Origin of the sequence: Brevundimonas sp., from assembly GCF_029946145.1 — a bacterium.
GTDB lineage: Bacteria > Pseudomonadota > Alphaproteobacteria > Caulobacterales > Caulobacteraceae > Brevundimonas.
Map to the genome: position 1 here is coordinate 62,140 of NZ_JAQSDY010000009.1, position 13,270 is coordinate 75,409.

The following is a 13,270-nucleotide window of genomic DNA, read 5'->3' on the forward strand; positions in this document are numbered from 1 at the left end:
CATAACCGCCCTGTGGCTGTCCGGTTCAGCTTGACCATTGAAAACTTTTTCGGGGTACGGTTAACCCGCCTTCCGCGGCCTTTGCACCCGCCCGCGCGCCCCGCTATACCGCGCGCTCACTCCCCATCCCCAGTCAGAGGCGAACACCCGCATGGCCAAGATCAAGGTCGCCAATCCCATCGTGGACATCGACGGCGACGAGATGACCCGGATCATCTGGCAGATGATCAAGGACAAGCTGGTCTTCCCCTTCCTCGATCTCGAGCTCGACTACTACGACCTGTCGATGGAAAACCGCGACGCCACCGACGACAAGGTGACGGTCGACGCGGCACACGCGATCCAGAAGCATGGCGTCGGCGTCAAATGCGCCACCATCACCCCCGACGAGGCGCGGGTGAAGGAGTTCGGCCTGAAGAAGATGTGGAAGTCGCCCAACGGCACCATCCGCAACATCCTGGGCGGCGTGGTCTTCCGCGAGCCGATCATCTGCTCGAACGTGCCCCGTCTGGTGCCCGGCTGGACCCAGCCCATCGTCGTCGGCCGCCACGCCTTCGGCGACCAGTACAAGGCCACCGACTTCCTCGTGCCCGGCCCGGGCAAGCTGACCATGAAGTGGGTCGGCGCGAACGGCGAAGAGCAGAACTACGAGGTGTTCGACTTCCCGTCGGCCGGCGTCGCCATGGGCATGTACAACCTCGATGACTCGATCACCGAGTTCGCCCGCGCCAGCTTCGCCTTCGGCCTGGGCCGCAACTTCCCGGTCTATCTGTCGACCAAGAACACGATTCTGAAAGCCTATGACGGTCGCTTCAAGGACATCTTCCAGAAGGTGTTCGACGAGGAATATGCGGACAAGTTCAAGGCCGCCAGCCTGACCTACGAGCACCGTCTGATCGACGACATGGTGGCCGCGGCCATCAAATGGTCGGGCGGTTTCGTCTGGGCCTGCAAGAACTACGACGGCGACGTGCAGTCCGACGTGGTCGCCCAAGGCTTCGGCTCGCTGGGGCTGATGACCTCGGTGCTGATGACCCCGGACGGCAAGATCCTCGAGTCGGAAGCCGCCCACGGCACCGTCACGCGCCACTACCGCCAGCACCAGAAGGGCGAGGCGACCTCGACCAACTCCATCGCCTCGATCTACGCCTGGACGCGCGGCTTCTCTCACCGGGCCAAGCTGGACGGCAACGCCGAACTGGCGACCTTCGCGGATACGCTGGAACGCGTCGTCGTCGAGACCGTCGAGGCCGGCTTCATGACCAAGGATCTGGCGTTGCTGGTCGGTGATCAACAGAGCTGGCTGACCACCGAGGGCTTCCTCGACAAGGTGGCCGAGAACCTGACGGCGGCGATGAAGGCCTGATCGAATCCCTCTCCCCTTGCGGGAGAGGGAGACCGCACACGGCGGCGCAGCCGTCGTATTTGTGCGGACGGGTGAGGGGTTTCGCGGACGGACGCCGATTGGCCCGGCGCGACCCCTCATCCGACCTCGCCGCGCTCGGCCACCTTCTCCCGCAAGGGGAGAAGGGACATTGGAACCTGAGCCTTCCTGTGCATTGATGGTCCGTCCGGGGAGGCGATCCATGAAGTTTGTCGGCAGGCTCATCGTCGCTTTCATCGCCATTGCGGTGATCAGCTTCTTCGCCGCCCCCGGCGTCGCCTTCTTCGCTGTGAGATCAGCGGCCGAGGCCAATGACGCCGCCGGCCTGGCGCGGCTGGTCGACTACGCGGCCGTGCGTCAGTCGCTGCGGCCCCAGCTGGACGGCAATCCCGCCGCCATGGCCCCGGCCCCGTCCTTCATGGAAGACCCGATCGGCGCCGTACGTCGACAGATCGAACAGGCGGCCGCACCCCAGGCTCCGGATGTCGAGGTCTATCTGACTCCGCCCGCTCTCGCAGCCCTGACCCGGGGAGAGGGCCGTTACGCCGCGCAACGCACGGGCGGCCCCTTGCCGTCGCCGGACGCCACGACCACGGGCGGGCCGATGCCGAAGCCGGTCTATTGGGGCATGAACCGCGCCCGAATGAGCGTCACCGACGAGGGCGGCTCCGAGACCATCTTCACCTTCGAGCGCAAGGGGCCGTTCGAATGGAAGCTGGTCCATATCGGCCTGCCCGACGGCGTGGCGCCGGCGCCGACCCGCGCCGTGCCGACGGTCGGCAACAGCGCCGGCAAGGGCGGCTGATCGCGGACTGGCGTTGCCGGCCGATTCCCGGTTACCGTGACGACGGGAAGGCGTTTCGACGCCAGAGGGAAGCATGACCAGAAAGATCATCATCGGCGTCGCCGTGGCGGCCGTGGCCGTGTTCATGCTCGCATGGGCGGCGTCGCCCATCCTCGCTGCCAGGGCCCTGATCAAGGCCGCCAAGGCCGGTGACGAGCGCAGGATCGAGCAGCTGGTCGATTTCCCGTCGCTCCGCACCAGCCTGAAGGACGAGCTGAACGACGAACTGATCGCCCGGATGCGGCGCGATCCGCGCGTGGTCGAAAGCGGGCTGGGCGGCCTCGGCATGATGCTGGCGCCCATGCTGCTATCCGGCGCGGTGGACACGCTGGTGACGCCCGAGGTGGTGGCGAACATGGTAACGACTGCCGAGGCGCCCGATCCGACGAAGCCCGGTGATCCCGATCCCGCCGACAAGCGGGACGGAAACGACATCCATCAGGCCTGGGGCTATCGCAGCCTGAATGAGTTCGCCGTCACCCTGACCGACCGCGACCGGCCCGACGACCATCTGGCGCTGATCATGGAGCGGCGGGGTCTGTTCGACTGGAAGCTGGCCGCGGTGGATTTGCAGAGCGCGCCGGCGGCCTAGACTCCCAGAGCCGCCCGCACCGCCGCCAGACCCGCCTCGGCCTTCGAGCCGTCGGGGGCGCCGCCCTGGGCGAAGTCAGCCTTGCCGCCCGCGCCCTGTCCGCCCATGGCGATGACCGCCGCGCGCGCCAGGTCGGCGGCGTTGACCTTGCCCGTCATGTCCGAGGTGACGGCCACGGTGACCGCCGCCTTGCCGTCGGTGAGGCCGATCAGGGCGACGACGCCCGAGCCGACCTGTTTGCGGAAGTCCTCGGCCACGCCGCGCAGGCCCTTGCCGTCGACGCCGTCCAGCACGCGGGCGATCAGTTTGACGCCGCCGATCTCTTCCGGCGCGGCATTGGCCGCGGCCCCGCCGCCGCCGAGCGCCAGCTGTTTCTTCAGGTCGGCGACCTGTTTCTCGAGCGCGCGGCGGTCGGCGGTCAGGGCCTCGACGCGGGCCGGAACGTCCGCGACCTGGACCTTGAACGACTGGGCCAGCGACTTTGCCACCCCGGCCTGGGCCAGCAGATACTGGCGGGCGGCCTCGCCGGTCAGGGCCTCGATGCGGCGCACGCCGGCGGCGATGCCGGTCTCGGAGGTGATCTTGAACAGGGCGATGTCGCCGGTGCGGGCCACATGGGTGCCGCCGCACAGCTCGACCGAATAGGGGCCCTCGCCGATCAGGGCGCGACCCAGCGTGAGGACGCGAACCTCGTCGCCGTATTTCTCGCCGAACAGGGCGACGGCGCCGGCGGCGATGGCTTCCTGGGGGCCCATCATCTTCGTTTCGGCGGGCAGGTTCTGGCGGATGACGGCGTTCACCTCATCCTCCATCCGGGCCAGCTCATCCTCGGTGACCGGGGCGTTGTGGCTGAAGTCGAAGCGCAGGCGTTCGGCGTCGACCATCTGGCCCTTCTGGGCCACGTGGCCGCCCAGCACATTGGCCAGCGCCTTGTGCAGCAGGTGGGCGGCCGAGTGGTTGGCGCGGGTGGTCAGGCGGGCGTCGGCGCCGGCGCGCAGCTGGGCCCGGGCGCCGACGGCCAGGGTTCCGGAGGTCACCTCGATGCGGTGGGCGAACAGGTCGCCGGCGTGTTTCTGGACATCCAGCACCGTGGCCGAGCCCTGCTGACCATGGGCGTCGGTCCATTCGATCTCGCCGCGGTCGCCGGCCTGGCCGCCGCCCTCGCCATAGAAGGGGGTCTGGTCGAACAGGACCTCGGCGGTTTCGCCGGGCGGCAGCTCGTCGACCGAGGCGCCGTCGCGCACGATGGCCAGAACCTCGCCCGATCCCTCGACGGCGTCGTAACCGGTGAAGGCGGTGGGCCCGAGGCGGTCGCGCAGGGCCAGCCATTCGCCGGTCGAGGCGGTCTGGCCCGAGCCGGTCCAGTGCTCGCGGCTGCGGCTGCGTTGCTCGTTCATGGCGGCGTCGAAGGCGTCGGTGTCGACGGTGAAGCCGCGGCGGCGGGCCTCGTCCTGGGTCAGGTCCAGCGGGAAGCCGTAGGTGTCGTAGAGGGTGAAGGCCGTCTGTCCCGACAGGACGCCGCCCTCGCCGAGGTCGCGCGAGGCGTCCTCGAGCAGGCCCATGCCGCGGCCCAGGGTGGTGCGGAAACGGATCTCTTCCTGTTTGAGCGTGTCGGTGATGAAGGCCTCGGCGCGGCGCAGTTCCGGATAGGCCTCGCCCATCTCGGCGACGAGAGTCGGCACGAGGCGGTGCATCAGGGGGTCGGCGGCGCCCAGCAGGTGGGCGTGGCGCATGGCCCGGCGCATGATCCGGCGCAGGACGTAGCCCCGGCCCTCGTTCGACGGGGTGACGCCGTCGGCGATCAGGAAGGACGAGCTGCGCAGGTGGTCGGCGATGACGCGGTGGCTGGGGGTGCGGTCGCCCTCGGCCTTCGTGTTCGTGGCGTCTTCCGAGGCCGCGATCAGGGTGCGGAACAGGTCGGTTTCATAGTTGGAATGGACGCCCTGCAGCACGGCGGCGATCCGCTCGAGGCCCATGCCGGTGTCGATCGACGGCTTGGGCAGCAGGGTGCGGCTGCCGTCGGCGGCCTGCTCGAACTGCATGAAGACGTTGTTCCAGATCTCCACGAAGCGGTCGCCGTCCTCGTCCGGCGAGCCGGGAGGACCGCCGGGGATGTGGTCGCCGTGGTCCCAGAAGATTTCGGTGCAGGGGCCGCAGGGGCCGGTGTCGCCCATGGACCAGAAATTGTCCGAGCCGGCGATGCGGACGATCCGGGAGTCCGGCAGGCCGGCGATCTTCTTCCACAGGTCGAAGGCCTCGTCGTCGTCGATGTAGACGGTGACCATCAGGCGGTCGGCGTCGAGGCCGAACTCTTTCGTGCAGAGGTTCCACGCCATCTCGATGGCGTGTTCCTTGAAGTAGTCGCCGAAAGAGAAATTCCCCAGCATTTCGAAGAAGGTGTGGTGGCGCGCGGTGTAGCCGACGTTGTCCAGATCGTTGTGCTTGCCGCCCGCGCGGACGCATTTCTGCGAGCTGGCGGCGCGCTTGTACGGGGGGGTGGCGGCGCCGGTGAAGTAGTCCTTGAACGGCACCATGCCCGCATTGACGAACAGCAGGGTGGGGTCGTTCTGCGGCACCAGGGGCGCGGAGGCGACCTTCTCGTGCCCGTCGGCCGCGAAATAGTCGAGGAAGGTCGAGCGGATCTGGTTCAGGCTGGACATGGTTGGTCGCAAACGCGTCTGGAGGAGGTCAGGGGAGGCCAGCGTCCATATAGGTGTTTCGTCCCGAACGCATCACCCATCGGCGTTCTCCGCTTCCGGCGCCGCTTCCATGCCGAGGGCGAGTTTGCGCAACAGGTCGGCCAGGGCCATGCGGTCGGCGTCGTCCAGCACCGCCAGCATCGCCGCCTCTACTCCCATGTCCTCGCGAAAAGCAGCTTCCGTCGCGGCCCGCCCCTTGTCGGTGAGCTGGACCAGCAGGCTGCGTCCGTCCTCGGGCGAGGGGGGGCGGGTGATCATGCCGGCGCGGGCCAGCCGGTTCAGCCGGTCGGTCAGGCCGCCCGACGAGATCATCAGGGACCGGTACAGCTCGGTGGGCCTCAGCGCGTAAGGCGGACCGGAACGGCGCAGGGTCGACAGGACGTCGAACTCTCCGGCGTCCAGGCCGTGCCGGGCGAAGACGGCCTCGATCGCCGGCCGGCTTCTCAGGACGATGCGCCGCGCCCGGCCCAGCACCTCCATCCCGCAGGTGTCGAGGTCCGGAAGCTCCCGCGCCCACTGGGCCCGGAGACGGTCGATATGGTCGTGCGCATCGGACATTGAAACTATCTTGACATCGAGACAAGTGATGTTATCTTGGTGTCAAGATAACTGGTCCCGACATTTGCACCAAGGAGAAACGGATATGATCGCCACCCGCCACGCCACCGGATTTACGGTCACCGGCATCGACCACGTCGTGCTTCGCGTCAGGGATCTGGACCGGTCGCTGGACTTCTACACCCGCGTTCTGGGTTGCCCCGTCGAGCGGCGGCAGGACGAGATCGGGCTGGTTCAGCTGCGCGCCGGGTCCTCGCTGATCGACCTCGTGTCCGTGGACGGGGTGGTTGGCCGGCGAGGCGGCGCGGCCCCGGGGCCGGACGCCCACAACCTCGACCATATGTGCATCCGCATCGCCGCCTTCGAGCCCGAGGCCGCCCGGGAACATCTGCGTCGGCACGGCGTGGAGGTCGAGTCCGAGGGGGTCCGGTACGGCGCGAACGGCGAGGGCATGTCCTTCTCGATCCGGGATCCCGAAGGCAACGGCGTCGAACTGCGGGCCTGAAGGGGCGAGGATCAGGCCGCGGTTTTCCGCAGCATCCGGGCCGCCACGAGGGACAGGGCCACGCCGAAGAAGGCGTGGGCCATCAGGCCCAGAGCGGTCATGTGGTCGGGAGGCGTGGTCCGCTCGGCGGCCATCGACAGCGGCACGACGATGGCGTTCATGACGCCATAGACGACGACGCCGTACAGCAGCCCCGAGAGGACGGGCTTGCGCAGCGCCACGGGGGCCTGGAGCGCCGCTGCGACGAAGATGGCGGCGAATATGATGGCGATCACGAAATGGGCGATGAGGCCGACGGCGGCCGAGCCGGGGCCGTGCTGGAACGAGGCCGTTCCGAGCAGTCCGCTGCCCACCGCCTGAAGAATGCGCATCGGAGGCGCCGGGCGATAGATGACGAAGGCGGTGAGGATGTCCGCCGCGCCGCCCGCGAGGCCCGCCAGAACCGCCGCCGATACAATGTTTCGCGTCCTGCTCATGGATCGTCCCCCTCTGTCCGAGAATGGCCAGGTCGTGGGGAGAGTTCAAGTCGTTGATTTGGTTACATTTAAGTACAAGTCGGTTATTTACGCCGCCCCGGCCTGAAACCCTGTTTGCCGCACGACTTTCAGCATGACGCCGAAAAAAAAGGCCGCCCGATCCGGGTGGGGATCGAGCGGCCGCTTCGTCCGGCCCGGCCCGGCGGGGTCGGATGGCGGGTCGGCGGACCCGGCCGGAGAAGGTCTTTGCGAGGACGAGAGTCCGGTCCGCGAAAGTTGCGGACAATTCGGACTCGCCGGACCCGGGGGTCTGACGAAGAGTCCGCTGCGAAAACCGCGGACTCTCCGGACACATCGGACTCTGTCGCCCTAGCCCTCGAGGTCCTGACCTTCGTCGGGTTCGGGCGTACCCAGCAGTTCCTCGGCGATCTTGGTGGTCGAGGCGCGCACGGCCTTTTCGATCGAGTCGGCGATGTCGGGATTGGCCTTGAGGAAGGCGCGGACGTTCTCGCGGCCCTGGCCGATGCGCTGGCTGTCGTAGGAGAACCAGCTGCCCGACTTCTCGACGATGCCGGCCTTGACGCCCAGGTCGATGATCTCGCCCAATTTGGAGATGCCCTCGCCATACATGATGTCGAAGATGACCTCGCGGAACGGCGGGGCGACCTTGTTCTTGACCACCTTGACCCGGGTGGTGTTGCCGACGACCTCGTCGCGGTCCTTGATCGCGCCGGTGCGGCGGATATCGAGGCGGACCGAGGCGTAGAATTTCAGCGCATTGCCGCCCGTGGTCGTCTCGGGCGAGCCGTACATGACGCCGATCTTGTGACGGATCTGGTTGATGAACAGGACGATGCACTGCGACTTGTTGATCGAGGCGGTCAGCTTGCGCAGGGCCTGGCTCATCAGTCGGGCCTGCAGGCCGGGCAGGCTGTCACCCATCTCGCCCTCGATCTCGGCCCGGGGCGTCAGGGCGGCGACGGAGTCGACCACCACGATGTCCACGGCGCCCGAACGCACCAGGGTGTCGACGATTTCCAGCGCCTGTTCGCCCGTGTCGGGCTGGGACACCAGCAGGTCGTCGAGGTTGACGCCCAGCTTCTGGGCATAGCCCGGATCGAGCGCGTGTTCGGCGTCGACGAAGGCGGCGGTGCCGCCGGCCTTCTGGATCTCTGCCACGGTGTGCAGGGCGAGCGTGGTCTTGCCTGAGCTTTCCGGCCCGAACACCTCGATCACCCGGCCGCGCGGCAGGCCGCCGATGCCCAGCGCCATGTCCAGGCCCAGCGAGCCGGTCGAGACCGACGGGATCGCCTCCAGCGCCGCGCCGCCCCGGCCCAGTTTCATCACCGAGCCCTTGCCGAAGGCGCGGTCGATCTGGGCGATCGCCGCCTCCAGAGCCCGCTGTTTGTCGCCGTCGTCCCGGGTCACCAATTTCAGATTCGCCTGTGCCGCCACCTTGCCGCTCTCCCTTGCCATGATTCCCAACCGGTACCCGGGGGAGAGGCCCGCCTTCGGTCCGATGACCGTGACCCACTCCCTGTGAGCGGCAATATGTGCACGGTTTGTTCCGGTTGCCAATATGTTCTTTTCGGAACGGCGGAGGGGTACGTCCGATTTTGACGTAGGCCGCGCGCGTGGCGGTGCGCCCGGTCTTCTCCGCGCCAACCTGCCGGAAACCCGACATTCAGGATTCAACAGGCGTCGGGACGTCTGCTTCGCGGCCCTGTGCGAGAGGCGGCTCAACCCGACGCCAGCGCCAGCGAGTTCGGCGCTACCGGGGGGTCTGGTTCTGACGTCCCCATCGGTCGAAGATCTCGACCCGTCCGCTGAGCATCACCGTGCCCAGGCTCGCGCCGACCGGAAACAGGTAGACGCCCCGGGCGTCGGGCCTGACAGGCCGCCCATCGACAGTGAGCGTCAGCTGCCTGTTTGGCGGGCAGGCCTGTCGGGGAGAGCAGGCCGATGAGACCGCGTATTCGCCCCGCTCGACCCTCACACGCGCCGAGAAGCGGCCTTCCCGATCCGAGGTCGCGACCACAATCGGCGAGCCCCCGGGATTCTTGCCCAGGTAGATATCGACGCCGGGGATCGGTTCGCCCGGGTTGATCGCCGCCCCCGAGACGGCCAGGGCAAGGCCGATGAGGGCGATGAGTCTGAATCTCGATGTCATGTCGGGTTTCCCGCAAGGCCGTGCCGGCCGCCGCTTGCGGTCGGACAACGCTGGTCACCGGGAGGCCCCGCTGTCAATACAGCCTGTCATCCCGTCGGGAGAGTCCCATGGGCCGATAGGCCTTCCGGTCAAACTTGACGAGGTCTTCATCGAGCCGGGATTGGCGTTCTGCCCGAGTCTCCAGACGACTGTCGCTGAAGCCATGCTCCGGGTTCTGACTATTCAAGCCGCATTGACAGCCAAGCTGAACCGTGACCAGCCTGAGAAACCGCCGATATTCAAGCGGATACTGGAACTGTCATCATGACATCGCGAGGGGGTCTGATCGGGCTGGCCAGTCTGGCGGGCCTGGCGTTGTCGACCGCCGCCCCGGCGCGCGCACCCCTCCCAACCGTGGCCGTCGCCGGCTCGATACGACTGGTGCGTTGACCATGACCGACCTGACCCTGAACCGCCGACTGGTGCTGTCCGGCGCGACCCTTGCCGTGGCGGGCCTCGCCGCCCCGGCGATGGCCCGGCCCCAGACTCGCGCGGCCTTTGACGGGCTGAAGAAGACCATCGCGGTCGACACCTTCCTGGCCACCGAGGCGGTCGGCGGCTCGGTCACCGCCGAGGGCATGACCGCCATGCTGACCCAGGCCCTGGTCGAGGACGGCCGCTTCCTGGTGGTCGAGGGGTCCGGCGGGGGGATCGCGCCCAGCGCCATCGTGCGCGCCGCCGTGACCAAATATGAAGCGGCGGCGGGCGGCGGCGGGCTGAGCATCAGCGGCGGCCCGTTGGGCGGCCTGCTGGGCGGCCGGGCCAGCACCCGCAGCCAGACCGCGGTGATGGAGATCGCGCTGCGCCTGATCGACGCCGCCACGGGCCAGGTCGTCTCGACCTCCAGCGCCCAGGGGCGCGCCTCGTCGCGCACCTCGGAAGCCGGATTGGTGGAAAGCTGGGGCGGCGGGCGACTGGGCGGCGAGATCTTCCGCGCCACCCCCATCGGCCAGGCGGGCCAGGACGCCATCATGAAGGCGGTGGATCAGATCGCCGGGGGAATGCGCGGGGTGGAATGGTCGGCGCTGGTGGTCGATGCCGCCGACAACGGCGTCTATCTGAACGCCGGGGCCGACCGCAACGTCCAGTCCGGCCTGACCCTGAGCGTCTGGCGGCCCGGCCGCACCCTGACCGATCCCGGCACCGGCGAGGTGCTGGACGTCGAAATGTCCCGCGTCGGCCGGGTCCGGGTCGAAACGGTGCGCGCCCGACTGTCCATCGCCAGCATTCTCGACGGCGAGCCGCCGATGCGCGGCGACGTGCTGAAAGCGGACTAACAGCCTCGAGAGATGACCATGACCGTCAGACCTGTCGCTATCGCCGCCATCGGCCTGTTGCTCGCGGCCTTCGGGCAAGCCACGCCGGGCACGCCGATCCAAGGGATACCCATCGGCCTCGAGGGCGAGCCCGAGTGGCTCGCCGCCCCCGCCCGGACCGACGCCCGGGGCGAGGCCGTCTTCTCCGTCGGACCCGGCCGCTATTCGGTCTTCCTGACCAACCCCTCGGCCCCGACGGTCGTGACCGTCACGCCCGTCAACGACGCGCCCTCGATGACCTCCGCGCCGATCAGGCCCGGCCGGGGCCGGGTCTATGCGGTCGACGCTGCGGGACGCCGGCTGGTGACCACCGTCCCGCGCGGCGGCGGCCGCGTTCGTGTCACCCTGAGCGTCTGGGATGATACCGATATCGTGCACCGCCAGGTCAATGATGGTCGGGTCGACGGCCCCCTGACCGGGGCTGGCCCCGCCGCTGGACCGCGCCGCGGGACCCCACTAATTCCCCAACCACGGGAAGACCGCCGATGATCCGTCGCCTTCTCGCCATCGCCGCCGCCAGCCTGCTGCTCGCGGCCTTCGGGCAAGCCACGGTGGGCACGCCGATCGTAGGCATACCCATCGGCCTCGAGGGAGACCCCGACCCGATCGTCGCGTCCGGCCGCACGGACGCCCGGGGCGAGGTCGTCTTCGCCGTCGGACCCGGACGCTATTCGGTCTTCCTGACCAATCCCACGGCGCCGGCGGTCGTGACCGTCACGCCGGTCAACGACGCGCCGTCGATGACCTCCGCGCCGATCAGGCCGGGCCGGGGCCGGGTCTACGCCGTCGATCCGGCGGGCCGCCGGCTGACCACCGTGGCTGCCCGCGGCGGCGGCCGCATCCGCGTCACCCTGACCGAGGCCGGTCCCGTCGCCGGGACGCGCCGGTGACCGTCCGATCCGATCACGAATGCAGGAGACTGACCATGACAGCCCGCATCGCCATCATCGCCGCCATCGGCCTGCTGCTCGCGGCCTTCGTGAACCCAGGCGACCCCATTCCGGGTGTGGAGGTCGGCCTCGAGCACGATCCCGAGGGGCTCGTCTCGCCAAGGACGACCGATGACCTCGGCCGGGCCGAGTTCGCCGTCGGGGAGGGCCGCGCCGTAGTCCTGATTCCAGCCGTGCAGACGCTGCGGCGTCCGGCCGTCGCGCGGGTCGAGGTGGGACGGACGGTCCAGGTCTCGGCGCCCATCATGCCGGGCGATCGGGGGCGGGCCGATATCCTCGGAACCGACGGACGACGGCTGGTCGTCGTCATCCCGCGCGGCGGCGGTCGCGTCCGCGTCACCCTGACCGAGGCGACCTCCCGCGCCAGCGCGCCACCGGCTCCGGGCGGCGCATCGGGGGCAGAGACCGGAGACGCGCGGGCGACCGTCAACTCATCGGGCGGAGTCATCGCCGCCGAGGCCTCGGTCCCCGTCAACGGCATTGGTGGAACCGGCGGCGGCCGGATGTCGAACAGGGGTCGCCCAGATAACGGAGAAACGCGGGCGACCGCCAACCCATCCGGCGGACCCATCGACATTGAGTCTTGGTCATGGGGGAGGATCGACCGGGTGAATACGGTCGAGGCCTGCACGGCGCGACGCGGCGTCGTCGTCATGCATGAGGGCATCCAGCAATGCCGCCTGCCGGCGACGGCCCGCGGCGAAGACCCCAACAAGGCCATGGGGTCAGAATCGACCACGCGTTAGACCGACCGGGCCCCGCCGACGGTTCGCCCGTCCCAATGACCGCAACAAGGAACCGAACACCATGCGAAAGACAGCCCTCATCCTCGCAACAGCCGCGGCCTTCGACCTGGGGATCGTGGCCGTTACAGCCCAAGCGCAGCAGGTAACTCAGCAACCCCTGATCCGACCTGGGACGAACGTTCCGGCTTCTGAGGGACAGGATGCCCGCGGGACCACCGGAACGGGTGACGAGCGCGCCGGTGCCCTCGGGACCGTCACTTTGAGTGGGAGTACAGACAACGGCGTGCGTCAAAGCAGTCGTGATCGTTATATCGACAAATCAAACCCGGTAGCCTTCATCAAGATCGATCTGGTGAATACAGTCCAGTCGTGCATCGGCCGCCGGGGCGCGGTGATCACTGTCGACGGCGTCCAGCAGTGCCGCCTGCCGGCGACGGCCCGCCGCGAGGAGGCCAATTCGGCAATGGGGGCAGTATCGACCACGCGTTAGACCTGACCGGGCCCCGCCGACGGTTCGCCCGTCCCAATGGCCGCAACAAGGAAATGCACACCATGCGGAAGACAGCAATCATTCTGGCCGGCGCGGCCATGTTCGACCTCGGCGTCGTCGTCGTATCGGTCCAGGCCCAGGAAAGCGCGCGTCCGTCGCCAGGGACCGTCGTCACGGCTCCCGGAACGACCTCGAACCGGGATCACATTGACCAGGACGCCCAGTTCATAGCCTGCGCCGACGGCAAACACATTCCTGACGCCCGGCTCAGCGCCTGTCGGGCTACCCCGTCGGATCCATCGGGCCCCGCCGGTCAGACGAGAGCCGTCGACTTTTTCCTCAAGATCGACCGTGTGAACAGCGTCCAGGCCTGCATCGCCCAGCGGGGCGAGGTCGTCACGCGGGACGGCGTTCAGCAGTGCGCCCTGCCGGCCGACCCGGGGAATAACCGGGCCGGTCCCAGCCGGCGATAGTGGCCGAAGGGACGAGCTCCAGGCGCGC

16 protein-coding genes are annotated in these 13,270 nt (G+C 68.5%); 11 read left to right on the forward strand and 5 right to left on the reverse strand.

The genetic code is table 11. The features are described 5' to 3' along the window. The first annotated feature begins 151 nt into the window (after nt 1–151). The 3 genes from PSV23_RS02615 to PSV23_RS02625 all read left to right on the forward strand — a co-directional run bounded on the left by PSV23_RS02615 (nt 152) and on the right by PSV23_RS02625 (nt 2,820). The gene (locus PSV23_RS02615; RefSeq protein ID WP_300465954.1) at nt 152–1,366 is read left to right on the forward strand and encodes an NADP-dependent isocitrate dehydrogenase; all 1,215 of its coding nucleotides are present in this window, start codon (nt 152–154) and stop codon (nt 1,364–1,366) included. A gap of 220 nt (nt 1,367–1,586) precedes the next feature. Continuing rightward, nucleotides 1,587–2,189: a DUF2939 domain-containing protein gene (locus PSV23_RS02620; RefSeq protein ID WP_300465955.1), complete on the forward strand. Its 603-nt coding sequence runs from the start codon at nt 1,587–1,589 to the stop codon at nt 2,187–2,189. A 73-nt stretch (nt 2,190–2,262) separates the two neighbouring features. Continuing rightward, the gene (locus PSV23_RS02625) at nt 2,263–2,820 is read left to right on the forward strand and encodes a DUF2939 domain-containing protein (RefSeq protein ID WP_300465956.1); all 558 of its coding nucleotides are present in this window, start codon (nt 2,263–2,265) and stop codon (nt 2,818–2,820) included. On the opposite strand, the gene alaS is transcribed toward PSV23_RS02625, so the two are convergent. Then, nucleotides 2,817–5,480 (reverse strand): alanine--tRNA ligase, encoded by a 2,664-nt coding sequence (alaS, locus tag PSV23_RS02630; RefSeq protein WP_300465957.1) that lies wholly within the window; start codon nt 5,478–5,480, stop codon nt 2,817–2,819. The genes PSV23_RS02625 and alaS overlap by 4 nt on opposite strands. A 72-nt stretch (nt 5,481–5,552) precedes the next feature. Beyond that, nucleotides 5,553–6,077: a MarR family transcriptional regulator gene (locus PSV23_RS02635; RefSeq protein WP_300465958.1), complete on the reverse strand. Its 525-nt coding sequence runs from the start codon at nt 6,075–6,077 to the stop codon at nt 5,553–5,555. 85 nt (nt 6,078–6,162) lie between these two features. Between PSV23_RS02635 and PSV23_RS02640 the strand changes: the two genes are divergently transcribed. After that, on the forward strand, nt 6,163–6,582 hold the full coding sequence (locus tag PSV23_RS02640) for a VOC family protein (RefSeq protein WP_300465959.1): 420 nt from the start codon (nt 6,163–6,165) through the stop codon (nt 6,580–6,582). Between the two features lie 11 nt (nt 6,583–6,593). Here PSV23_RS02640 and PSV23_RS02645 read toward each other — a convergent pair whose 3' ends face one another. The 3 genes from PSV23_RS02645 to PSV23_RS02655 form a co-directional block, all read right to left on the reverse strand. Continuing rightward, entirely contained in the window at nt 6,594–7,058 is a 465-nt protein-coding gene (locus tag PSV23_RS02645; RefSeq protein WP_300465960.1) for a hypothetical protein, read from the reverse strand. A 369-nt stretch (nt 7,059–7,427) separates the two neighbouring features. Continuing rightward, nucleotides 7,428–8,513: a recombinase RecA gene (gene recA, locus PSV23_RS02650; protein WP_300465961.1), complete on the reverse strand. Its 1,086-nt coding sequence runs from the start codon at nt 8,511–8,513 to the stop codon at nt 7,428–7,430. A 316-nt stretch (nt 8,514–8,829) separates the two neighbouring features. Further along, the gene (locus PSV23_RS02655; protein WP_300465962.1) at nt 8,830–9,228 is read right to left on the reverse strand and encodes a hypothetical protein; all 399 of its coding nucleotides are present in this window, start codon (nt 9,226–9,228) and stop codon (nt 8,830–8,832) included. Between the two features lie 303 nt (nt 9,229–9,531). On the opposite strand from PSV23_RS02655, the gene PSV23_RS02660 reads away from it, so the two are divergent. The 7 genes from PSV23_RS02660 (at nt 9,532) to PSV23_RS02690 (ending at nt 13,242) form a co-directional block, all read left to right on the forward strand. Beyond that, on the forward strand, nt 9,532–9,657 hold the full coding sequence (locus PSV23_RS02660; RefSeq protein WP_300465963.1) for a hypothetical protein: 126 nt from the start codon (nt 9,532–9,534) through the stop codon (nt 9,655–9,657). Nucleotides 9,658–9,659: 2 nt separating this feature from the next. Then, nucleotides 9,660–10,544, forward strand: a complete 885-nt coding sequence (locus tag PSV23_RS02665) for a CsgG/HfaB family protein (protein WP_300465964.1) — start codon at nt 9,660–9,662, stop codon at nt 10,542–10,544. An 18-nt stretch (nt 10,545–10,562) separates the two neighbouring features. After that, nucleotides 10,563–11,072, forward strand: coding sequence for a hypothetical protein (locus PSV23_RS02670; RefSeq protein ID WP_300465965.1), 510 nt, complete (start codon nt 10,563–10,565; stop codon nt 11,070–11,072). Further along, complete coding sequence (locus PSV23_RS02675) at nt 11,069–11,473, forward strand: hypothetical protein (RefSeq protein WP_300465966.1); 405 nt, start codon at nt 11,069–11,071, stop codon at nt 11,471–11,473. The genes PSV23_RS02670 and PSV23_RS02675 overlap by 4 nt, the downstream gene beginning before the upstream one ends. A 35-nt stretch (nt 11,474–11,508) precedes the next feature. Next, the gene (locus tag PSV23_RS02680; RefSeq protein WP_300465967.1) at nt 11,509–12,279 is read left to right on the forward strand and encodes a hypothetical protein; all 771 of its coding nucleotides are present in this window, start codon (nt 11,509–11,511) and stop codon (nt 12,277–12,279) included. A 61-nt stretch (nt 12,280–12,340) separates the two neighbouring features. Then, the gene (locus PSV23_RS02685) at nt 12,341–12,769 is read left to right on the forward strand and encodes a hypothetical protein (protein WP_300465968.1); all 429 of its coding nucleotides are present in this window, start codon (nt 12,341–12,343) and stop codon (nt 12,767–12,769) included. Nucleotides 12,770–12,831: 62 nt separating this feature from the next. Then, a complete protein-coding gene (locus PSV23_RS02690) occupies nt 12,832–13,242 on the forward strand; it encodes a hypothetical protein (protein ID WP_300465969.1) in 411 nt (136 codons plus the stop codon). Nucleotides 13,243–13,270 lie beyond the last annotated feature (28 nt).